The 20,518-nt window shown below is 67.1% G+C and carries 20 protein-coding genes; 6 read left to right on the top strand and 14 right to left on the bottom strand.

The window, feature by feature from the left end; translation table 11 throughout:
• Positions 1-17 precede the first annotated feature (17 nt).
• Both trpS and NN4_RS08150 read right to left on the bottom strand, forming a co-directional pair.
• Positions 18-1,049, bottom strand: coding sequence for a tryptophan--tRNA ligase (gene trpS / locus NN4_RS08145; protein ID WP_147129340.1), 1,032 nt, complete (start codon positions 1,047-1,049; stop codon positions 18-20).
• A gap of 47 nt (positions 1,050-1,096) precedes the next feature.
• Positions 1,097-2,053 (bottom strand): oxygenase MpaB family protein, encoded by a 957-nt coding sequence (locus NN4_RS08150; protein WP_147129341.1) that lies wholly within the window; start codon positions 2,051-2,053, stop codon positions 1,097-1,099.
• 456 nt (positions 2,054-2,509) lie between these two features.
• Here NN4_RS08150 and NN4_RS08155 point away from each other — a divergent pair, with 456 nt between their 5' ends.
• A complete protein-coding gene (locus NN4_RS08155; RefSeq protein ID WP_246180769.1) occupies positions 2,510-3,118 on the top strand; it encodes a TetR/AcrR family transcriptional regulator in 609 nt (202 codons plus the stop codon).
• 13 nt (positions 3,119-3,131) lie between these two features.
• Here the strand turns inward: NN4_RS08155 and NN4_RS08160 are convergent, their stop codons facing one another.
• Genes NN4_RS08160 through NN4_RS08170 form a run of 3 tightly spaced genes read right to left on the bottom strand, consistent with a single transcriptional unit; the run spans position 3,132 to position 4,809 of the window.
• The gene (locus NN4_RS08160; protein ID WP_147129343.1) at positions 3,132-3,617 is read right to left on the bottom strand and encodes a barstar family protein; all 486 of its coding nucleotides are present in this window, start codon (positions 3,615-3,617) and stop codon (positions 3,132-3,134) included.
• Entirely contained in the window at positions 3,617-4,093 is a 477-nt protein-coding gene (locus NN4_RS08165) for a guanyl-specific ribonuclease (RefSeq protein ID WP_147129344.1), read from the bottom strand. Before NN4_RS08165 ends, NN4_RS08160 begins: the two co-directional genes overlap by 1 nt.
• Complete coding sequence (locus NN4_RS08170) at positions 4,090-4,809, bottom strand: exodeoxyribonuclease III (protein WP_246180774.1); 720 nt, start codon at positions 4,807-4,809, stop codon at positions 4,090-4,092. The genes NN4_RS08165 and NN4_RS08170 overlap by 4 nt, the downstream gene beginning before the upstream one ends.
• 127 nt (positions 4,810-4,936) lie before the next feature.
• Between NN4_RS08170 and ephH the strand changes: the two genes are divergently transcribed.
• The gene (ephH, locus tag NN4_RS08175; protein ID WP_147129346.1) at positions 4,937-5,851 is read left to right on the top strand and encodes an epoxide hydrolase EphH; all 915 of its coding nucleotides are present in this window, start codon (positions 4,937-4,939) and stop codon (positions 5,849-5,851) included.
• Between the two features lie 87 nt (positions 5,852-5,938).
• A complete protein-coding gene (locus NN4_RS08180; protein ID WP_147129347.1) occupies positions 5,939-6,901 on the top strand; it encodes a hypothetical protein in 963 nt (320 codons plus the stop codon).
• A 173-nt stretch (positions 6,902-7,074) separates the two neighbouring features.
• Here the strand turns inward: NN4_RS08180 and NN4_RS08185 are convergent, their stop codons facing one another.
• The 6 genes from NN4_RS08185 to NN4_RS08210 form a co-directional block, all read right to left on the bottom strand.
• On the bottom strand, positions 7,075-7,932 hold the full coding sequence (locus NN4_RS08185; RefSeq protein ID WP_147129348.1) for an alpha/beta fold hydrolase: 858 nt from the start codon (positions 7,930-7,932) through the stop codon (positions 7,075-7,077).
• A gap of 119 nt (positions 7,933-8,051) precedes the next feature.
• Complete coding sequence (locus tag NN4_RS08190) at positions 8,052-9,314, bottom strand: acyl-CoA dehydrogenase family protein (RefSeq protein ID WP_147129349.1); 1,263 nt, start codon at positions 9,312-9,314, stop codon at positions 8,052-8,054.
• Positions 9,315-9,341: 27 nt separating this feature from the next.
• Positions 9,342-10,220, bottom strand: coding sequence for an SDR family oxidoreductase (locus tag NN4_RS08195; RefSeq protein WP_147129350.1), 879 nt, complete (start codon positions 10,218-10,220; stop codon positions 9,342-9,344).
• Between the two features lie 60 nt (positions 10,221-10,280).
• Positions 10,281-11,159, bottom strand: coding sequence for a MaoC/PaaZ C-terminal domain-containing protein (locus NN4_RS08200; RefSeq protein WP_147129351.1), 879 nt, complete (start codon positions 11,157-11,159; stop codon positions 10,281-10,283).
• Entirely contained in the window at positions 11,156-11,593 is a 438-nt protein-coding gene (locus NN4_RS08205; protein ID WP_107654289.1) for a type II toxin-antitoxin system Rv0910 family toxin, read from the bottom strand. The genes NN4_RS08200 and NN4_RS08205 overlap by 4 nt, the downstream gene beginning before the upstream one ends.
• Before the next feature lie 55 nt (positions 11,594-11,648).
• Positions 11,649-12,854 carry a lipid-transfer protein gene (locus NN4_RS08210; protein ID WP_147129352.1) on the bottom strand — a complete coding sequence of 402 codons (1,206 nt, stop codon included), beginning with the start codon at positions 12,852-12,854 and terminating at the stop codon, positions 11,649-11,651.
• A gap of 391 nt (positions 12,855-13,245) precedes the next feature.
• Here NN4_RS08210 and NN4_RS08215 point away from each other — a divergent pair, with 391 nt between their 5' ends.
• Positions 13,246-14,898 carry a purine-cytosine permease family protein gene (locus tag NN4_RS08215; RefSeq protein WP_147129353.1) on the top strand — a complete coding sequence of 551 codons (1,653 nt, stop codon included), beginning with the start codon at positions 13,246-13,248 and terminating at the stop codon, positions 14,896-14,898.
• A 139-nt stretch (positions 14,899-15,037) separates the two neighbouring features.
• Positions 15,038-16,213, top strand: a complete 1,176-nt coding sequence (locus tag NN4_RS08220) for a serine hydrolase domain-containing protein (RefSeq protein ID WP_147129354.1) — start codon at positions 15,038-15,040, stop codon at positions 16,211-16,213.
• 2 nt (positions 16,214-16,215) lie between these two features.
• Here NN4_RS08220 and NN4_RS08225 read toward each other — a convergent pair whose 3' ends face one another.
• The 3 genes from NN4_RS08225 to NN4_RS08235 all read right to left on the bottom strand — a co-directional run bounded on the left by NN4_RS08225 (position 16,216) and on the right by NN4_RS08235 (position 19,388).
• Positions 16,216-16,860 carry a TetR/AcrR family transcriptional regulator gene (locus tag NN4_RS08225; protein WP_107654285.1) on the bottom strand — a complete coding sequence of 215 codons (645 nt, stop codon included), beginning with the start codon at positions 16,858-16,860 and terminating at the stop codon, positions 16,216-16,218.
• Positions 16,861-16,912: 52 nt separating this feature from the next.
• The gene (locus NN4_RS08230) at positions 16,913-18,079 is read right to left on the bottom strand and encodes an MFS transporter (RefSeq protein ID WP_107654284.1); all 1,167 of its coding nucleotides are present in this window, start codon (positions 18,077-18,079) and stop codon (positions 16,913-16,915) included.
• A 310-nt stretch (positions 18,080-18,389) separates the two neighbouring features.
• Complete coding sequence (locus NN4_RS08235; protein WP_147129355.1) at positions 18,390-19,388, bottom strand: helix-turn-helix domain-containing protein; 999 nt, start codon at positions 19,386-19,388, stop codon at positions 18,390-18,392.
• A 129-nt stretch (positions 19,389-19,517) separates the two neighbouring features.
• On the opposite strand from NN4_RS08235, the gene NN4_RS08240 reads away from it, so the two are divergent.
• The gene (locus NN4_RS08240; protein WP_147129356.1) at positions 19,518-20,405 is read left to right on the top strand and encodes an NAD(P)-dependent oxidoreductase; all 888 of its coding nucleotides are present in this window, start codon (positions 19,518-19,520) and stop codon (positions 20,403-20,405) included.
• Positions 20,406-20,518 lie beyond the last annotated feature (113 nt).

Genomic DNA, 20,518 nt, shown 5'->3' on the forward strand with positions numbered 1-20,518 from the left:
TCGCAGGCGCCCGACCACTACCGGGCCAGCAGGCCCATGCGGTCGTATACCTGTGCGAGGGTGTTGCCGGCGATCTCTCGCGCGCGCTCGGCACCGGCGGCGAGGATACGGTCGAGTTCGCCCTGATCCGACAAATACTCTTGCACCTTCGCCTGCAATGGCGTGACAAATTCGACCAGCGCGTCGGCGACGTCGGCTTTCAGATCACCGTAACCCTTGCCCGCGTAATCCTGTTCGAGCGTCACGATCGGGTTGCCGGTCAGCGAACTCAGGATCACCAGCAGGTTGCTCACGCCTGGCTTCCGCTCCGGGTCGTAGCGGATCTCGCGCTCGGTGTCGGTGACGGCCGAGCGGATCCGCTTGGCGCTGATCTTCGGATCGTCGAGCAGATTGATCAGGCCCGCGTCGGAGGCGGCGGACTTGCTCATCTTCGAGGTCGGGTCTTGCAGGTCGTAGATCTTGGCGGTGCCTTTGACGATGTGCGCCTCCGGGACCACGAACGTCTTCTTGAACCGGGTGTTGAAGCGTTGCGCCAGGTTTCGGGTCAGCTCCAGATGCTGGCGCTGGTCCTCGCCGACCGGCACCTGATGCGGTCGATAGAGCAGGATGTCCGACGCCATCAGCACCGGATAGGTGAACAACCCGACCGACGCGTTCTCCGAACCCTGCTTGACCGACTTGTCCTTGAACTGGGTCATCCGGCTCGCCTCACCGAAACCGGTGATGCAGCTGAGCACCCAGGCCAGCTCGGCGTGCTCGGGCACCTGGCTCTGCACGAACAGCGTCGACTTCTTCGGGTCGATGCCGATGGCGAGCAGCTGCGCCACGGCGGCCCTGGTCTGGGCCCGCAGCGCCTTCGGGTCCTGCGGCACGGTGATCGCGTGCAGGTTCGGGATGAAGTACAGCGCGTCGTAGTCGTCCTGCATGGTCACCCAGTACTGCAGCGCCCCAAGGTAGTTGCCGAGGTGGAACGAGGTGCCGGTGGGCTGGATCCCGGACAGGACCCGCTGCTTGCGTTCAGCGGCCGGGGTTTCTGCAGGAACGGACATGCCCCGATCTTTTCATGCCCGCCCACCCGTCACCCGGCCCCCACCCCTCACTGAGTCGCTACGCGACGCTCGTCATTGGAATTTCGCTCCACCCAGTTACGGGGATCCACACCAGGCATGCTGGGCCGTCCGGCATCGACGAGCTGGTGTTCGCGTCGCGAGACGAGCTTGTAAACCGGGGCACTGGGCCCGGCCAGGGTGCCGCGCAGCACCGGAGGCACCAGCGGGGGCGCCAGATGCGCGGTGCGCACGGCCTGCGCAAGCGCTCGATAGGCGATCTGGTCGGTCCGCCCCCAGCGCATCCCGTACATCTGCCGGATCCGCGGCGGCAGGCTACCCTGCACCAGCAGGAAGAACGCGGACGTGACCTGATGCAGCGGCATCCGCTGCGGATACGGCACCCGCTGCCCGGCCAGGTAGGAGCCGACCAGCCGCGCCTCGTCGGTGAGGAACAGTTCGTCGGAGGCGAGGTAGGCGTCGAAGGACGCCCGGAACTCGGGGTAGCTGGCCGGCGCCGCCTCGGTGGGCATGCCGAACAGCTCGGCCCAGCGCACGTAGTCCTGGTACAGGCCCTCGCGCTCGCCGTCGGTCATCGGGCGGACCAGCAGGTCGTACATCACCTCGGCGGAGTCGAAGGTGAACGCCATCGTCATGTACATCAGGTGTGGATCCAACGCGGAATAGCCGGTGCCCGCGGGGTGGTGCGCCCCCGCGTCCTCGGGCAGCGTGCCGCGCACCCTGGCGTGCTTCTTCGTGGTGAACGCCAGCGCCCGGTCCGCCTCGGCCTTGCTGCCGAGGAACACGGCCTCGAACAGGTGACCGGTGAGCGAGAGCCGGGTGTACGGGGTCATCCGGTGCTCGGTGTTCTCCGCGGTGCCGACGTAGAGCAGCGGATGAACAGCGCCGATGACCAGGGCGCGCTGGCCGTAGGTCAGACCGACCGCGCGCTTGCTCATCACCCGCCGGGCCATCGAGTGGTCGTTGAAGTAACCGGGCTCGGACATCACTGACTCCTCGTCGAGAGCATCTGGCAATAGCATCCGCCAGATTCGCGATTCTGGCAATACTCTCTGCCAGAATCGTGCCGTGCCAGAATCGGACTTGTGACTACATCGCGAAGCGATTCCGTGGGGGGTGGCGGCCGGGCGACGGGTGGGCCTACATCGCAAAGCGATTCCGTGGGGGGTGGCGGCCGGGCGACGGGTGGGCCTACATCGCAAAGCGATTCCGTGGGGGGTGGCGGTCGGGTGGCGGGTGGGCCTACATCGCGAAGCGATTCCGTGAGGGGCGGTGGCCGGGCGACGGGTGGGCCTACATCGCAAAGCGATTCCGTGACGGGCGGCGGCCGGGCGACGGGTGGGCCTACATCGCGAAGCGATTCCGTGAGGGGCGGTGACCGGGTGGCGGGTGAGCCTGCATTGCGAAGCGATTCCGTTCCGGCGCAGCGGACATACGGCGGGGTGTCCGCGGAAGAACGCCGGGCACAGCGGCGGGTGGCGCTGCTGGAGGCCGCGCTGGAGATCATCGGCACCCAGGGGCTCGCCAAACTGACCGTGTCGGGGCTGTGCGCCCAGGCCGGGCTCAACGAGCGGTACTACTACGAGAGCTTCGACAGTCGCGATGCGGTGCTGACCGCGCTCATCGACACGATCGCCGAGGAACTCGCGCTGGCGATCGTCGCGGCGGTCGGCACCGCGCCGAAGGACTCCAGGAGTACCGCGCGTGCCGCAATCGCCGCGGGCATCCATCTACTCACCGACGACCCGCGCAAGGCCAAGGTCGCCCTGGTCGCCGGCATGGCGACACCGGAGTTGCGCGCCCGCACCACCGAAACCGTCCGGGTGTTCGCGCGGATGGTCGCGGCCGAAGGCATCGATTTCTACGGGATCGACGACCCGGACTCGGATCCGGCGATCGACTTCCGGGCCAACTACCTCGTCGGCGGCCTGGTGCAGACCCTCACCGCCTGGCTACAGGGCGAGTTGTCACTGACCCGCGACGAGCTGATCGAGCACACCACCGACGTGTTCGTCTTGCTCGGTGAGGATTTGGCGCGCCGATTGGCGTGACGCCGCACCCGGGTCAGAGTTCCAGCGAAACGTCCTGCAATCCTGTCGCTTCGCCTTGCAGGACAACGCGAAACGCGATGCCCTTGCGCGCCCAGTGGTCGGCACAGTCGCGCATCGCCTCGGCGAACCAGGCCCGCTCGGCCGGTTCCTCGGCCAGCAGGTGGGCCGAATCGCGGAGCACGACAACGTATCCCGCGCCCTCACCGACGAAATCATCCAGGTCACGCAGGCATTCGTCGAAGGCGTCCTTGTTCTCGCCGAAGTAGTACGGGAACTGGAGGGCGGCGGCGATCTCGTCGAACACCCGCGCGACCGTCTGCATCTTCGCCCCGCGCAGTTCGCGGACCAGGTAACCGGACGGCGCGCGGTAGCGCAGGCCGCTCAGTTCGGCGGCATCGACGGTGACCGCGCCGAGGGCGGGCGCGGCGACCTGCTGTGCCCGCGCGGCGACCTCGATCGGTCGAGACAAGAACTGCGACAACGGCATTACCTTGGACATCAGCGCATCCTCGTGAAGGTCTCGTAATGGTCTCCGGTGTACCAGGCCGATCCGTCGCTGCCGGTGACGATGCGTTCGGCATCCCTGGACCGGCCGCGCTGCTTGGGATTGACGTCCCACTCCTGGTAGGTGATCGGTTTGCCCGCAGCGTCTTTGGCGGCCAATGTGCCCGCGCGGTTCATCCAGCGGTCACCGCCCTTGGTACCCTGCGCGTTCGCCGAATCAGGCCAGCGGCCCGCGTCGATTTCGCGCAGGGTGGTGTAGGCGCGGTCGGGTACGCCCGGTGCGCGACTGGCCGGCGCCTCCGCAGGCCGTGGTGTGCCCGCAGCGGGCGCACTGCTGGTGGGACGGGCCGTTGTCGATGTGGCGGTGTCGCTGCCACCGTCGCGCAGGCCGAGCACCGCGACGACGATCAGCGCGAGCACCACCGCGCCCAGACCCGCCAGCGCGCGAACGGCCTTCGGCGACAAGTTCATCGGTACTGCACCGTGACCGGCGCATGATCGGACCAGCGCTGGTCGTAGGCGGCGGCGCGGTCCACCACGGCCTGTTTGGCGCGCGCCGCGAGGTCGCCGCGGGCGAGTTGATAGTCGATGCGCCAACCGGTGTCGTTGTCGAAGGCGCGGCCGCGATAGGACCACCAGCTGTACGGGCCGTCGACGTCTGGATGCAGCTTGCGCACCACGTCGACGTAGCCCGCGGCGAGCAGCTCGTCGATCCAGGCGCGCTCCTCCGGCAGGAAACCGGCGGACTTCAAGTTGCCTTTCCAGTTCTTCAGGTCCCGCTCGGTGTGCGCGATGTTCCAGTCGCCGCTCACCACGAAGTCACCGGTGCGTGCGGTGAGGTAGGCGCCGAGTTCGGCCAGGTACCGGTACTTTTCGTCCTGGCGCGGCGTACCCGCGTCACCGGAGTGCACGTACACGCTCGCGACGGTGACGTCACCGAAGTCCGCCTCCAGGTAGCGGCCGGACGCGCCGAACTCGCTGCTGCCGAAGCCGATTCGGACCGCGTCCGGTGCCCGTCGGGACAGGATCGCGACGCCTGCTCTGCCCTTGGACTCCGGCTCCGCATGCGCCAGGCACCAGCCCTCGGCCAGCGCGGGCGCCAGCGCCGCGCTGGTCTGCTCGTCGGTGGCCCTCGTCTCCTGGACGCAGACGATGTCGGCCTCCGTGGCGGCGAGCCAGGCCAGCATGCCTTTGCCCGCGGCCGCGCGGACGCCATTTACGTTCACAGTCGAAATGATGTAGGCCACCGGACGACCGTACAATGCTGGTCAGATGAACTCCCTCGGACACCGCCGTCCAGGAAAGAGTGATGACATGTCGTCCGACACCCCCAAGTCCCCCGCCGCCGCGCAGCGCGCCACCAACGCCGCCCGCAAGCCGGTCACCACCAAGCCCGAACCGGAGCTGCCCAAGGCCGTCAAGGCCCTGCATCTCGGCTCCGGTGACCCGCTGCTCCTGTTGCACGGCTTCATGATGTCGCCGCACTGCTGGGAACAGACCGCGGCGCGGCTCGCGAGCCAGTGCGAGGTGTACGCCCCCGCCTTCGCGGGGCACTGGGGCGGCGAGCGCGTGGACGGCTGGTCGGTCGACGTGCACCTGCTGGCCGACCGCATCGAGGATCAGCTCGACGACCTCGGCTGGCGCACCTGCCACATCGCGGGCAACTCGCTCGGTGGCTGGGTCGGTGTCGAACTCGCCAGGCGCGGCCGGGCCCGCACGCTCACCCTCGTCGCACCGGCGGGTGGCTGGCACACGCCGTCGCTCACCTCGCTGCGCACCAATCTGAAGTTCCTGTCGCTGGTCCCGATCGTCGAAATCGGCAAGCGCCTGGGCGGTTTCGCGGTCAACAACCCGATCGCCCAGCGCTTCGCCCTGCTGTGGTTGAGCAAGAACGCCGCCGCGGTCTCCCGGCGCGACACCGCGGCCGCCATCATGGCCGCGCTGCACTGCCCGTCCATGCTGCCGTTCGTCGTCAGCAGCATGCGCGGTCCCGGGCAGGCCGACCTGTCCACCCTGGAGACGCCGGTCCGGTTACTGCTCTCCGAGTACGACCGCGTCATTCCCAACCGCGTCTATGCTCGCCGCTACCTGAAGGAGCTTCCCGAGTCGGCCGACCGCATCGTCGTCCACGGCGTCGGCCACGTGCCCATGCTCGAGGCGCCGGACCGCATCGCGACGCTCATCGCCGAGCACGTCTACGCCAGCCGCAACCGCCTTCGCGCGGTCTGAGGCACGGGATATCCACAGGTCAGGAAGTTATCCACAGATCGGCAATAGATCTCGATCCGGTCTGATCGGCGGCCTACTGTTCGAGGCATGGGGAGCACACCAGTAGATCGCGTGGTGCATCAACTTCGCGGCGACGTCGACGGGCTGTACGAGCTGGCCAACAACACCAACCGAGAGGTCAAGAGTACGAACGGCCTAGCCCGCGGCGTCGACCAACGGCTGCGCCGATTGGAGAAGACCAGCGGACGCCAGTTCGGCCTACTACTGGTCACCCAACGACAGCACGGACACCGCCTGGAAGGCGTGGAGTCCCGCTTCGGAGACGTTGCGGCCCAGCTGAACCAGGTCGGAACGGAGATGAGCCGGCACTCGGAGAGCCTCGACGAGACGGTGAGTCGGCTGGCGACGCTCGAAGTCGTGGTGGGCGGTGTGGCCGGGCGGACAAACGTCCTGACCGACCGCGTGGACCGCCTCTCAGGTGAAATCGACAGCCTGACAGGGCAAATGGACGGCCTCACGAAACGCGTCGATGGCCTGACCGGGCAGGTGGATGGGCTCACGGAACGCGTAGGCGGTCTGACGGGGCGAGTGGATGGCCTCACGGAACGGGTCGATGGCCTGGCGGAGCAGATGGACGCTTTCACAGGCCGCGTAGACGGTCTGACTGGACGAATGGACACCTTCACAGAACGGGTCGACGGCCTCACCGGGCGAATGGACACCTTCACCGGACAGGTCGACGGCCTCACCGGGCGAATGGACACCTTCACAGAACGAGTGGACGGCCTCACCGGCCAAATGGACGGCTTCACAGAACGAGTCGACGGCCTCACCGGCCAAATCGACTTCCTCACAGTCCGAATGGACGGCCTGACGGGACGATTCGACACTGTCGCAGAAGGCGTCGATGGTGTGACCGTGCGAGTGAGCCGACTCGAAGATCAGATGGTTCAGCTGACGGCGGCGGTGCACCAGAACTCGGTGACTCTCGACCTGGTGGTCGAGTTACTGCGGAAGCAGCAGTTGGTGCCGCATGAGGTCGAGGGGTAGCTGGTGGACAGGACACGACGTCGGTCTGCCGATGGGCGCTCGGCTGGTTGCCGACACAGTGGGAAGGCCTCCGCGCTGACCCACCTGGAATGGAAGGGCTGCGTTGGGCATCGGGTGCGGCCGATCCGCAACGGCGACAACTCGACTCGGTTGGCGCCGCCGGGCGCGTGAGCTCATGATGCGACGTCGGTCTGCTTGCTGTTGCTGCGGGGAAATCCCAGCAGCAGTCGGCAGACCTCGTCCGGCACATCGAGTTGTGGGCAGTGGCCGATGCCGGGGAGTGCGACGAACTCGCTGCCGGGCAGCAACGCGTGCAGGGCGCGGCCGGCGGATACCGGGATGATGCGGTCCTCGGTGCCGTGGACGATGAGGACGGGGCAGGTGAGGACGAGATCGGGGTGGCCGGACAGATGTTCGCGGGCATAGCGGACGGCGTCACGACCACGGGTGGCGACGGCGGCCATGTCGGGAACCGAACGTACTGCGGAGGTGAGGAATTCGGGGTCGGCGACAATTTTTGGACCATAGACGAACAGCGCTACCGCACGCCGTACCGCCCAGCGCACCAGGGTGGTCGGGATCGGCAGCGATCCGACCAGACGAAAGAACCGCCGGTATTCGCGCAGCCGCCCAACCCGGGCCAACCAGTGGCGGGCCAGCAGCGGCTCGTCGAGGGTGACCACCGCGGTGACCGCACCACCCGGATGACGTGCGGCAGCATGCAAAGCCGTTGCCGCACCAAGAGAGTTGCCCACAAGTATCAATGGAGCGTGCTCCGCGATGATCGCGTCCACGAACGCATCGAACTGCGGGGTCAACGGACCCGGTGCCCGCTGGTCCGCCAGCCCGAAGCCGGGCAGGTCGACGGCGAAGGCCGCACGGCCCGCCGCTGCCAGGCCGGCGAGAACGCCGCGCCAGGTGTCCGCGCTGTCGGCGTAACCGTGCAACAGCAGGATCGGCGGGCCGGTCCCCGATACGGAAAGCACTCGGGTGCCGACATCGTTGTAGCGGGCGGTGGTTTCAGTGATCATCGGCCGGATTGCCCCTTACCAGCACGCAAGGCGCGAAGGACTAACGGCGTTTCGAAGGCAGGACAAGAAATCCCGGGCGCGCACGCCGTGGTAGCGCACCCAGGATTCGATGAAAACCGTTACGCCAGCAGACCCTTGGCGATGTGCGTCACCTGGATCTCGTTGCTGCCCGCGTAGATCATCAGCGACTTGGCATCGCGGGCAAGCTGTTCCACGCGGTACTCGGTCATGTACCCGTTGCCGCCGAACAGCTGCACCGCTTCCATCGCGACCTCGGTGGCCGCCTCGGACGCGTAGAGCTTCATGGCCGACGCCTCGGCGAGCGTCGGCGGTTTACCGGCGCGACCCCGCTCCAGCGTGTTGAACACCATGTTCTGCACGTTGATCCGGGCGATCTCCATCTTGGCCAGCTTGAGCTGGACGAGCTGGAAGCGACCGATCTCCTGACCCCAGAGCTTGCGATTCTTGGCGTAATCCAGGCAGAGCCGGTGACATTCGTTGATGATGCCCAGCGCCATGAAGGCCACGCCGACGCGTTCGGCGGTGAAGCTGGACCGGGCGCTCTCTCGGCCGTCGCCGCCCTTGTGCTCCTCGGTCTCGCCGAGCAGCCGGTCCTTGCCGAGCCGGACATTGTCGAAGAACAGCTCGCCGGTGGGCGAGGCGTGCAGGCCCATCTTCTTGAACGGCTTGCCCTGGGTGAGCCCCTCCATGCCCTTGTCCAGGACGAAGGTGAGCACCTTACGCTCGCGCTTGTCGCCGCCGTCGCCCTCGTCGAGCTTGGCGTAGACGATCATCACGTCGGCGAACGGACCGTTGGTGATGAAGGTCTTCTGCCCGTTCAACAGGTAGTCGTCACCGTCGCGCCGGACATAGGTCTTCATGCCACCGAACGCATCGGATCCCGAGTCCGGCTCGGTGATCGCCCACGCCGCAACCTTTTTCATGGTCACGATGTCGGCGAGCCAACGCTCCTTCTGGGCCAGCGTGCCGCGCGACATGATGGTGGTGGCGCCGAGACCGAGGCTGACACCCATCGCGGTGACCAACCCCATGCAGACACCGGACAGTTCGCCGACCAGCACCGCCATCAGCGATTCCTGCCCCGCGAACGGGCTGCCACCGGAGGACTTTTCGCGCTTCTTCTCCGGCAACGGCTCGCCCGCGGCAATCGCCTCCTCCTTGGCGCGCTGCTTGGCGAGCAACTTCTGCACAGCTTCGCCGCCCATGGCATCGATCCCGAACTCGCTGAACAGCTTCCGGATGATCGGATACGGCGACAGTTCACCGCTGTCGAGCGCGTCCAGGTTGGGCCGGATTTCCTTGTCGATGAACGTCCGCACGGCATCGCGGATCATTACATCGGTCTCGGACCATTCGAACATCGTTGTTCTCCTACTCTCGCCCGTACGTCACGGTAGCCGTGCGGAGATGTCGTCGATCAGCCACGGTCCGTCGGTCTCGATCGTCTTCACATCGTGCCAACCGGCCAGCTCGGAGATGGCCCCGCCCTGCACCGCGAACACCTTGCCGGTGATCGGGCATTTGTCCGAGGCCAGGTAGGCCACCAGCGGCGAGATATTGGCCGGACTGAACGCGTCGAACTCGCCCTCTTCGATCTCGTCCGCCTCGGCCGCCATCATGGCGCCCATGCCGGGCGTGGCCAGCGTGAGACGGGTGCGTGCGATCGGCGCGATGGCGTTGACCCGCACTCCGTAGCGGGCCAGTTCGTCGGCCGCGACCAGGGTGAGCGCGGCAATCCCCGCCTTGGCCGCACCATAGTTGGCCTGGCCCGCGTTCGGCACCGTGGTTCCGGAGGCGGACGCGGTGTTGATCACCGCGGCGTTCGGCTGATTGCCCGCCTTGCTCTGGTCTTTCCAGTAGGCGGCGGCGTGGTGCAGCACGGCGGCGTGCCCCTTGAGGTGCACCGCGATCACCGCGTCCCACTGCGCCTCGTCCATGCCCGCGATGAACGCGTCGCGCAGGATGCCCGCGTTGTTGACCACGACGTCGAGGCCACCGAGCTCGGCAATCGCCTGATCGACAACGTTCTTCGCGCCGTCCCAGGTGGCGATGTTGGCGGTGTTGGCGATCGCCTTGCCGCCTGCGGCGATGATCTCGTCGGCGACTTCTTGCGCGGGGGTGATGTCGGTGCCTTCACCCTCGTTGCTGCCGCCGAGGTCGTTCACGACCACGGCCGCGCCCTCCCTGGCGAACAGCAAGGCGTGCTCGCGGCCGATGCCACGACCCGCGCCGGTGATGACGGCTACTCGACCTTCGAGTGCACCCATCGATGTCTCCTCTTCCTGAAGTCTGTGCTGAATGTTGCGGCGGGATATCGGCTTTCGCCGTCAGTCGGCAATCTCGGCGAGTCCGTCGCTGAGCACCACGTCTTCGCCGCGCACGGTCTCGAAGGCGTAGGTCGTGACGCCGTCCGCCGAACCGACCTTCCAGATGCGGGTCTCCAGATCGTCACCCGGGAAAACCATCTTGGCGAAGCGCACCGCAAACCGCTCGAGCCGGTTGACATCCGACCCACCGACCTCGGTGAGCACCGCCCAGGACGCGAACGCCATGGTGCACAGCCCGTGCGCGATGATGCCGGGTAGCCCGGCATCCTTGGCGACCTGATCGTCCAGGTGCAGCGGCACCGGATCGCCGGAAGCCGGTGAGTAACGGAAGGTTTGGTCGTCGTCGACGTGCTGCGGGACCACGGCCACCGGCGGCTGCGCGCGCAGGTTCTCGTCGAACTTGTGCGCCGGGGCCGCCTCGCCCACCGTCTTGCCCGCGTCGATATTGCGGAAGAACGCGGTCAGATACTGCTCGTTGACCAGTTCCCCGTCCTCGGTGCGGCATTCGATGAGGATGGTGATGGCCGTGCCGTTGGACCGGCTGGTGTAACCGGTCGCCTTGGCGCGCGAGACCAGCTTGTCGCTCGGCTGGATGGCCCGGTGGAAGTGGAAGTCCTGCTCCCCGTGCACGACCCGGCCGAAGATGTCCATCGGCGCGACCTCGATCACCGGCATCATCATCGCCTCGAAGACGGGGACGATCGCGAAGACCGGTGAGGCGACCTTGCCCGCGAGGTGGGCCTCGATCGGATCGTTGGTGGCGGCGGCGTATTCGCCGATCCGCGCACCGGTCACCTCGAACGTCTCGTCGTCACACCAGGTTTCGAGACCGGCGTCGTCGAACTCGACCAACCGCGCCGCAGTGGTCTCCGAAGTCATGCCGAGGCCAGCGCGTCGAGTTGCTCGAGCGACTTGTCCAGCTGCTTGAGCCCGTCCTTCTCCACCGCCTTGCCGAGCGCACCCTTGATCAGCGCGCCCTCGAAGTCGCCGGAGACCAGGATGGTGCTGCCGCCGTCGCCCTTGGGCTGGATGTCGAAGGTGAATTCGGTTTTGACCCCGGCCATTCCGGTGCCGCCGAGGGTCAGCTTGGTCGGCTGCTGCACGGACACGACGGTCCACTCCAGCTTGTTCGCCATGCCGAGCATGACGATCTTGGCGACCAGCTTCGAGCCCTCGGTCAGCACGGCGGGCGGCTCCTCCATGAAGCGCTCGTGGATGGTGAACCACTTGTCCCAGGTGTTCGGGTCGGAGACGACCGTCCAGAGCGCCTCGGGGGTGGCGTTGACGTCCTTGGTGGCTTCGATGTGTCCCATGAGATGACTCCTCGTCGAGTGTCGTTGTGCGAGTTCGGTGCGGTTGACGCGGGGCTCAGCGGTCGGCGCGCTGATAGGCGGTCACGACCGCCGCGCCGCCGAGGCCGATGTTGTGCTGCAGGCAGGCGGTGACGTTGTCGACCTGACGCTTGTCCGCGGTGCCGCGCAGCTGCCAGGTGAGCTCGGAGCATTGCGCCAGACCCGTCGCACCTAGCGGATGTCCCTTGGAGATGAGGCCGCCGGAGGGGTTCACCACCCACTTGCCGCCGTAGGTGGTCAGGTTGTCGTCGACCAGCTTTCCGGCTTCGCCTTCGCCGCACAGGCCGAGCGCCTCATAGGTCAGCAGCTCGTTCGCCGAGAAGCAGTCGTGCAGCTCGATCGCCTGAAAGTCCTCCGGGCCGAGGCCGGACTGCTGGTACACCTTTTGCGCGGCATGGACGGTCATGTCGTAGCCGACCAGGTTCTTGGCGGTCTCGTCGAAGGTCGACTTGAAGTCGGTGGTCATCGCCTGCCCGACGATCTCGACCGCCTGGGCGGCCAGGTTGTGCTTGTCCACAAAGGCCTCGCTGGCGAGGATCACCGCGCCGGAGCCGTCGGAGGTGGGCGAGCACTGCAGCTTGGTGAGCGGGTCGTAGATCATTCGCGAGCCGAGGATGTCGTCCATCGAGTACTCGTCCTGGAACTGCGAATACGGATTGTTCACCGAGTGCTTGTGATTCTTGTAGCCGATCTTGGCGAAGTGCTCGGCGGTGGTGCCGTACCGCTTCATGTGCTCACGACCGGCCGCACCGAACATCCACGGCGCCACCGGGAAGAGCACCTCGGAGATCTCGGCGAGCGCCATGATGTGCCTGGCCATCGGCTGCTCGCGGTCGTCCCAGGTGGAGCCGAGCGAGCCGGGCTGCATCTTCTCGAAGCCGAGCGCCAGCGTGCAGTCGGCGAGCCCGCCCCGAATCGACTGTGCCGCAAGGTAGAGCGCGGTCGAGCCGGTGGAACAGTTGTTGTTGACGTTGACCACCGGGATGCCGGTCATGCCCAGCTCGTAGACCGCGCGCTGGCCGGAGGTGGATTCGCCGTAGACGTAACCGACGTAGGCCTGCTCGACGAGGTCGTAGGCGATGCCCGCGTCGGCGAGCGCCTTGGTCCCCGACTCCCGCGCCATGTCCGGGTAGTCCCAATCGGTGCCGTCTTCGTTCTTGCGGCGGCCCGGCTTCTCGAACTTCGTCATGCCGACGCCGACGACGTAGACCTTGTTCGCCATCGAACTCCTCACGTTGGTGCCTGCCCGGCGTGCTCCGCCGGGAACCGCCAGCGGGCAGCGGTGACCGATCCGTCCGGATCCAGCTGAAACAAACATACAGAGATGTATGTAAGTACGCAAGGCAGTCAGCGTTACCGGAAGTTGCGGATATCTAATAGCCAGGTGGTAGCACCCGGCCACCGACATACAGCTGAACGTGTATGTCTTGCCAGTTCAGGCTGGTACGCATGCCTTTTCGGCGGCCCGCGCGCGACGTTCATCGCATTGCTGTGACGTGACTCACTGCCTCCGATGACGTAACAGCCGCGTAATCGTTCGGAAATTCCCCGTCCACAACGGTGTACGACCGTCGAACAGTTGCTGTTGTTCGATGCGGGGATGAGGAGTAAACGTGGTCGAGCTCGACACCCGATCGCCTAATGCGGACGGGATCGCCGCGGCGAAGGAAACACTCGAGGACTACACCCTGCGGTTCGCGCCACGGAGTTACCGCAAATGGAGCCCGGCCGTCGTCGGGATCTCCGCCCTCGGCGGCATCGCCTATCTGGCCGACTTCGCCATCGGCGCGAACATCGGTATCGCGCACGGCACCGGAAACGCGTTGCTCGGAATCGGTTTCTTCGCGATCGTCGTGATGCTGACCGGATTTCCGCTCGCCTACTACGCGGCGCGCTACAACCTCGATCTCGACTTGATCACGCGCGGTAGCGGATTCGGTTACTACGGCTCGGTGCTCACCAATGTCGTGTTCGCCTCGTTCACCTTCATCTTCTTCGCGCTGGAGGGGTCGATCATGGCCCAGGGGCTGGAACTCGGCCTCGGCGTGCCACTCTGGCTCGGCTATCTCGTGTCGACGGTGCTGATCTTCCCGCTGGTCATCTACGGCATGAATACCCTCGCCACCCTGCAGGTCTGGACGACCCCGCTGTGGCTGCTGCTGATGGTGCTGCCGTTCGGGTTCCTGCTGGTGCGCCACCCCGACTCGGTGTCGTCGTTCTTCGCCTACGGCGGCGAGAACGGCTCCGGGGTAAGCATTTCCGGCACGCTGCTGGCCGCGGGCGTGTGCCTGTCGCTGATCGCGCAGATCGCCGAGCAGATCGACTACCTGCGTTTCATGCCGCCGCGCACGCCGGAGAACGCCCGCAAGTGGTGGGGCTGGATGCTGCTCGCCGGACCGGGCTGGGTGGTGTTCGGTGCGCTCAAGCAGGTGGTCGGGCTGTTCCTCGCGGTGTATCTGATCGCGAATCTGCCTGCCGCGCAGGGCATCGCGAACCAGCCGGTGCACCAGTTCCTGGAGATCTACCGGGACATGGTGCCGGGTTGGCTGGCCATGACGCTGGCCGTGGTGCTCGTCGTGATCAGCCAGATCAAGATCAATGTCACCAATGCGTACTCGGGGTCGCTGGCCTGGACCAACTCCTACACGCGGGTCACCAAGTCCTACCCCGGCCGGCTGATCTTCCTCGCGGTGAACCTGGTGATCGCGTTGATCCTGATGGAAGCCAACATGTTCGACTTCCTCAACAACATCCTGGGCTTCTACGCCAACTGCGGCATCGCCTGGATCGTCACCGTCGCAACGGATATCGCGGTCAACAAGTACCTGCTGAAGATCTCGCCGAAGCAGCCGGAGTTCCGCCGCGGCATGCTCTACGACTTCAACCCGGTCGGCCTGGTCGGCTTCGGGCTCTCGGCGGTGCTGTCGATCATGACGTTCTTCGGCCTCTTCGGCGACCTGCTCAAGCCGTACTCACCGATCGTCGCGCTGGTGGTCGCGTTCGTCGCGACCCCGCTCACCGCGATCGCCACCAAGGGCAAGTACTACCTGCGCCGCAGCGACGACGGCATCGACCTGCCGATGTACGACGAGCACGGCAACCCCTCCGGTGAAACCCTCACCTGCCACGTCACCGGCCTGGAATTCGAACGCCCGGACATGATCGCCTCGGCGCTCCCCGGGCCGGAGGGTGAAATCCAGTACATCAGCTCGCTGGCGCTGTCGACCGACAAACACGGGCACCACCTGCTCCCCCACCAGCACTGACCGCCGAGCGGGGACATGGCCGCGCAGGCCGCCGCCATGTCCCTGCGCCGTAGCAACACCGTCCCGATGGCGTCGCAAGCCGCGCTGCCGCTGCGATTTCGGCTAGAGTCGAAGGCACATTGCCCACCCAGGGGGTCGGATGTTGTTGCGGCGGTTCGGGATTGCACTGGTATCCGCGATCGTGCTGGTCGGCTCGGCGGCGACCGGCGCGGTAGCCACTCCGGCGGTCACTGATCGTGCGCCGCTCCAACAGGCGATGGACGAGCTGATCGCCGCCGGTGCGGCCGGTATCCAAGTGCGGGTGCACGATCGGCACGGCGGGTGGACCGGTGCCGCCGGCGTAGCGCAGGTGGACCGCCCGGAGCCGGTACCGGTGGACGGCCGGTTTCGAATCGGCAGCATCACCAAGATGTTCGTGGCCACCGTGCTGCTGCAGTTGGCGGGCGAGGGCAGGCTCGGGCTGGACGATCCGGTGCAGCGACACCTGCCGCAGTTCGGCCTCGACCCGCGCATCACCGTCCGAATGTTGTTGCAACACACCAGCGGCCTGTTCAACTACACCGGCGAACTGCAGCCCGACGGCACCTTCGAAGAGGGCATTCTGCCGATGTCGGGCAAGGCGGCCGTGGATGCCGTCCGCCGGGATTATCGGCCCGACGAACTGATCCGGATGGCACTGACCAAACCGGCACGGTTCGAGCCCGGTGCCGACTGGTCCTACTCCAACACGAACTATCAGCTGGCCGGACTGCTGATCGAGAAACTCACCGGCCTGCCGTACAGCGTGCAGATCTATGGCCGCATCGTGGCGCCACTGGGGCTTTGGGAGACCTTGGTGCCGGGCAGCTGGCCGGAGATCATCGGACCGCACGCACACGGCTATCTCTCCTACGGCGAGGGTGACGCGGAGATCACCGCCGATATGACCAGCCAGAATCCGACCTGGGTCGGGGCCGCCGGTGAAATGATCTCCTCTACCCGAGATCTCGACACCTTCCTGACCGCGCTGTTGGGCGGTCGGCTACTCGCGCCACCGCTGCTCGCGGAGATGCGGGCGACCTATGCGATCGCGCCGGGCCTGGCCTATGGTCTCGGGTTGATGGAACAGAAGTTGGGCCCGGACTGTGTCGGCCTCGGCCACAACGGCGGCGTTCCCGGCTACTACTCGGACGCGTACAGCACGGCCGATGGCAACTCGCGCATCGAGGTATCGATCACTACCGGCCCAGGCCTACGGATGGACGACCTCGAGCAGGTCGCCGAGCTTTCCACGAAAGCGCAGTCGGTGCTCGCCGAGGGGTTGTGCGGCCGATAGCGTCAGTCGGCCGCGCGGACGTCGGCGAGGGCGGCTTCGGCGATGTTGCGCAGGTGCGCGGTGGCGCGGCGCCAACGGCGTTGCGCGCGTTCGTTGTCCGGGTCGACGAAGTTGGAGATCAGGATGCCGCGCAGGGCGTCCATCGCGGTGTAGATGAAATCGCGGGCCTCTTTGCGGCGGATCTCGTCCGGCACGAACCGGGCGACCGCCATCAGCACGGCGTTGTTGACGAACGGTTCGACCTTCTCCATCGCGGCGGCCAGCACCGGATCGGTGCGGCCTGCCACCCACAGTTCGACGGTCGCGATGAACAGCGGGCCTTGGTGCAGCTCCCACAGGAACTCCAGCGCCGCGGCGACCGGATCGTCGCCGCGCTCGACCTTGGCCATCTCCCGCATCGCGGTCTCGGCGCGCAGTTGCGCCAGGTGGCTGATCGCGGCCACCACCAGATCGGTCTTGGAGCCGAAGTGGTGCACCTGCGCGCCGCGGGTGACCCCGGCGCGCTCGGCCACCCGTGGCGTGGTCGTGCCCGCATAGCCGTACTCGACCAAGCAGTCGATGGTCGCGTCGAGCAGCCGGGTGCGCATCTCGGTGCTGCGCTGCTCCTGGGTGCGGCGCTGCGGTTTCGCGACTTCGATCCTGGCCATCCGGCGATTCTACACTTACACACAGTTCTGTATGTTCAGATGACGCCGAGCGTCAGGCGACCAGCGCGGCGGCCGCGACCAGGCGAGCGTCCCGACGGGCCACCGCGACGGTGATCGCGAACAGCAGCACGCCGACCACGGCGAGGCCGGCCCCGACCATGGCGGGCGCGGTGTAGCCGAGTCCGGCGGCGATCACGGCCCCGCCGAGCCATGCCCCCGCGGCATTGGCGATGTTCAGCGCGGCGTGGTTCAGCGCGGCGGCCAGGGTCTGCGCCTCGTGCGCCACGTCCATCAGCCGGGTCTGCAGCCCGGGCGCCAGGGACGCGCCGGTCGCGCCGACCAGGAAGGCGCCGATCGCGGCGGTGTACGGGTTGTGCGCCGCCGCAACGAATACGGCGAGGATGACGGCCATGCCGATCATCGAGGCGTAGATGGCCCGGTCGACGCCGCGGTCGGCGAGCACGCCGCCGACGATATTGCCGACCACCATGCCGACACCGAACAGCATCAGTACCACCGGCACCAGGGCGGCGGACATCCCGGCGACGCCGGTGAGGGTGGTGGTGATGTAGGTGTAGACGGCGAACATGCCGCCGAAGCCGATCGCACCGACCAGCAGGGTGAGCAACACCTGCGGACGGCGCAGGGCGCCGAGCTCGGTGACCGGGTTGGTCATGGTGATGCCGGTGAGCTCCGGGACGTACCGGATCAGGGCGGCTACCGTCGCCAGCCCGATGACCGCGACCACCACGTAGGCGTCGCGCCAGCCGAGGTGCTGGCCGAGCCAGGTCGCGGCGGGAACGCCGACGACATTGGCGGCGCTCAACCCGAGCATAACCGCGGCAACCGCTTTGGCGCGCTGTCCGACCGGGGCGAGCGTGGCGGCGGCCAGCGAGGCCACCCCGAAATAGGCGCCGTGCGGCAGCCCGGACACGAACCGGGCGAGCACCAGGGTGTGGAAGGTCGGCGCGAGCACGGTTGCCACGTTGCCCAGCGTGAACGCCACCATCAGGGCGATGAGCAACTTCTTACGGGACACCCGCGCGCACAGGGCGGCGAGCACCGGCGCGCCGATCACCACGCCGAGAGCGTAGGCCGACACCGCGTGGCCCGCGGTCGGCTCGGAGACATTCATGGCGCGCGCGATGTCCGGCAGCAAACCCATGGTGACGAATTCCGTTGTGCCGATACCGAACCCGCCGAGTGCCAGCGCGAGCATGGCAGGCAGATGCCAAGTCGTCCGCGCGGCTTCGGGGCGTGCGGGGGCCTGGGCGGCGAGGGGAGTGGTCACGTATCCATGAAACGCCTCCGCAGGCGGTTTCGCTTCCCGAGTAAACGTGAGGTGAGACACGCCGCCGTAAAGAAAACGTGCAGGTCAGAATGTAAAACCGCGCAATAGGGACACTCATCTGCATGCGAGCTGGCAAATTCCATTCGGAAACAATGACGTACCCAGCACGGCTCCGGCAGCCGACGGGCCGGATGTGGGCAGCGTCATCGGATTCGCTTACGCCGTCGAGCCATTCGGCTCAGGCGGCAGGCGACTCGCGCTGTTCGAAAGTGCGCCGATACTCGGCGGGCGTGACACCGACGACGGTCGCGAAGTGGCGGCGCAGATTCGCGGCGGTGCCGAGACCGCTCAGCCTGCCGATTCGCTCGATACCGAAGTCGGTGGACTCCAGCAGCGCCTGCGCGCGGGCCAGCCGTTGGGTCAGCAACCACTGCTTCGGCGTGACCCCGATGGACTGCCGCATGCGCCGGTGAAAGGTGCGCGGACTCATGGTGGCGCGGGCCGCGAGCGCTTCGACGGTGAGCGGCTGATCGAGATGGGCGATGGCCCATTCGAGCGCCGGTCCGAGGTCGGCCTCGGCGCGGGCCTGCACGGACAGATCCACGAACTGCGCCTGGTCGCCCGACCGTCGCGGCGGGGTCACCAGGCGGCGGGCCAGCCGGTTGGCGACGGCGGCGCCGAAGTCGCGGCGCACCAGGTGCAGCGAAAGGTCCACGGCGGCGGTCATTCCGCCGCTGGTGAGGATGTCGCCGTCATCGACGTAGAGCGCAGTGCCGTCGACCTGCACGGCCGGATGACGACGGGCCAGGATCGGCGCGTGCTCCCAGTGCGCGGTGACCCGACGCCCGTCCAGCAGGCCCGCCGCGGCCAGCGCGAACATGCCGTTGCACAGGGCGACCATCCGTGCGCCCCCGCGATGCGCCGCGCGGAGCCCGTCGAGCAGTTCCGGCGGCACCGGGCGGTCTCCGGTGACGCAGTCGTAGGCGATCGAGGGCACGAACACGGTGTCGGCGCGCAGCAGTTCGTCCGGGCCGTACTCGGCCCGCAGATAGGCGCCGCCGCCGATCGCCGACTCGGCCGCGGCGGGCAGCACCGAGCACACCCGCAGTTCGTACCAGGGCTCGGCGAGGTCGGGGTGCGGGGTGCCGAAGATCGCGGCGATCACGCCGAGCTCGTAGAGGTCCCAGGGATGCAGCGCCCCCGGCGTGACGGCGATCGCGACGACATGACCGGTCATGGTCGCCAGCTTATGGCAGGAAACGTTCGGTTGCGGTCGGTCCTGCCACTCACACCCTGGTGGCCCGAGCTTGAAAACTGTTCTGCGGGCGCCCACTTCATCAGCACGCACGACATCGACGGAGGAATCATGACCAGCGACCACACACCGGTGACCGTGCTCGGTCTCGGCCGCATGGGCGCGGCGACCGCCCAGGTCTTTCTGCGCAACGGCCATCCCGTCACGGTGTGGAATCGCAGCCCCGATCGGGCACCGCACCTGGATGGGCTCGGTGCGGTCCGGGCGGATTCGCTCACCGACGCGCTGAAGACCGGGGAACTCATCGTCATCTCGGTGCCCGAGACCGCGATCGCGGTCAAGCTCCTGCACACCGCACCGGAAGCAATAGCAGGCCGCACCGTAGTGAACCTGTCGACGGGACGCCCGTCCGAGGCGCGCGACCTCGAAGCCTGGATCGCCGAACAAGGCGGACGCTTCCTGGACGGTTCGATCCTCGGCATGGCGGAGACGATGGGCACAGCGGATTCGACGATCATCTACAGCGGCTCCGCCGAAGCCTCGGCCGACCACCACGCGGTGATCGCCGAACTGGGCACGGCGAAGCACCTCGGGACGGAGGTCGGGCTGGCCGCCGTGCACGACCTCGCGATACTGGCAGGCATGTACGGGCTGTTCGGAGGCTTCTTCCAAGCCGCGGCCATGCTGAGCCGCGCGAACCGGAACGCGGCGGACCCCACCGGTGCACTACTGGTGCCGTGGCTGCACTCGGTCATCGACACGCTGCCCGCGCTCGCCGCCCAGATCGATGACGGTGTGTTCCCGCCGACCATGGCCAGCGTCGAGGAGCATCAATTCATTCTGCGCATGCTGCTGGCGACGAACCGCGAACAGGACCTACCGACCGACCTGCTGGATCCGCTGCTGCGCTGGTTCGACGCGGGCGTCGAGCACGGCCTCGGTGCGGACAGCCTGACGCGGGTCGTTCCACTGCTGCTCGGCAGTCCGGCCCGCCCCTAGAAACAATCCGGGCACCCGTACCACCGAGTGGTGCGGGTGCCCGTCATTCAGAACAGCTTGCCCAACCGACTCGGCTCGGGCGGAGGAGCTCATCCCCCGGCGCCGGATCAGTT

It is taken from the genome of Nocardia ninae NBRC 108245, assembly GCF_007990755.1.
GTDB lineage: Bacteria > Actinomycetota > Actinomycetes > Mycobacteriales > Mycobacteriaceae > Nocardia > Nocardia ninae.

Excerpts from the sequence above, each read along its gene's own strand:
- NN4_RS08225 (WP_107654285.1), bottom strand. The coding sequence starts at position 16,860 with ATGGCCAGGATCGAAGTCGCGAAACCGCAGCGCCGCACCCAGGAGCAG.
- NN4_RS08170 (WP_246180774.1), bottom strand. The coding sequence starts at position 4,809 with ATGCTGGCCTGGCTCGCCGCCACGGAGGCCGACATCGTCTGCGTCCAG.
- NN4_RS08210 (WP_147129352.1), bottom strand. The coding sequence starts at position 12,854 with ATGGCGAACAAGGTCTACGTCGTCGGCGTCGGCATGACGAAGTTCGAG.
- NN4_RS08160 (WP_147129343.1), bottom strand. The coding sequence starts at position 3,617 with ATGTCCAAGGTAATGCCGTTGTCGCAGTTCTTGTCTCGACCGATCGAG.
- NN4_RS08205 (WP_107654289.1), bottom strand. The coding sequence starts at position 11,593 with ATGGGACACATCGAAGCCACCAAGGACGTCAACGCCACCCCCGAGGCG.
- NN4_RS08150 (WP_147129341.1), bottom strand. The coding sequence starts at position 2,053 with ATGTCCGAGCCCGGTTACTTCAACGACCACTCGATGGCCCGGCGGGTG.
- NN4_RS08230 (WP_107654284.1), bottom strand. The coding sequence starts at position 18,079 with ATGCTCGCGCTGGCACTCGGCGGGTTCGGTATCGGCACAACGGAATTC.
- trpS (WP_147129340.1), bottom strand. The coding sequence starts at position 1,049 with ATGTCCGTTCCTGCAGAAACCCCGGCCGCTGAACGCAAGCAGCGGGTC.
- NN4_RS08180 (WP_147129347.1), top strand. The coding sequence starts at position 5,939 with ATGGGGAGCACACCAGTAGATCGCGTGGTGCATCAACTTCGCGGCGAC.
- NN4_RS08235 (WP_147129355.1), bottom strand. The coding sequence starts at position 19,388 with ATGACCGGTCATGTCGTCGCGATCGCCGTCACGCCGGGGGCGCTGCAT.
- NN4_RS08185 (WP_147129348.1), bottom strand. The coding sequence starts at position 7,932 with ATGATCACTGAAACCACCGCCCGCTACAACGATGTCGGCACCCGAGTG.
- NN4_RS08220 (WP_147129354.1), top strand. The coding sequence starts at position 15,038 with ATGTTGTTGCGGCGGTTCGGGATTGCACTGGTATCCGCGATCGTGCTG.
- NN4_RS08190 (WP_147129349.1), bottom strand. The coding sequence starts at position 9,314 with ATGTTCGAATGGTCCGAGACCGATGTAATGATCCGCGATGCCGTGCGG.
- ephH (WP_147129346.1), top strand. The coding sequence starts at position 4,937 with ATGTCGTCCGACACCCCCAAGTCCCCCGCCGCCGCGCAGCGCGCCACC.
- NN4_RS08195 (WP_147129350.1), bottom strand. The coding sequence starts at position 10,220 with ATGGGTGCACTCGAAGGTCGAGTAGCCGTCATCACCGGCGCGGGTCGT.
- NN4_RS08240 (WP_147129356.1), top strand. The coding sequence starts at position 19,518 with ATGACCAGCGACCACACACCGGTGACCGTGCTCGGTCTCGGCCGCATG.
- NN4_RS08165 (WP_147129344.1), bottom strand. The coding sequence starts at position 4,093 with ATGAACTTGTCGCCGAAGGCCGTTCGCGCGCTGGCGGGTCTGGGCGCG.
- NN4_RS08200 (WP_147129351.1), bottom strand. The coding sequence starts at position 11,159 with ATGACTTCGGAGACCACTGCGGCGCGGTTGGTCGAGTTCGACGACGCC.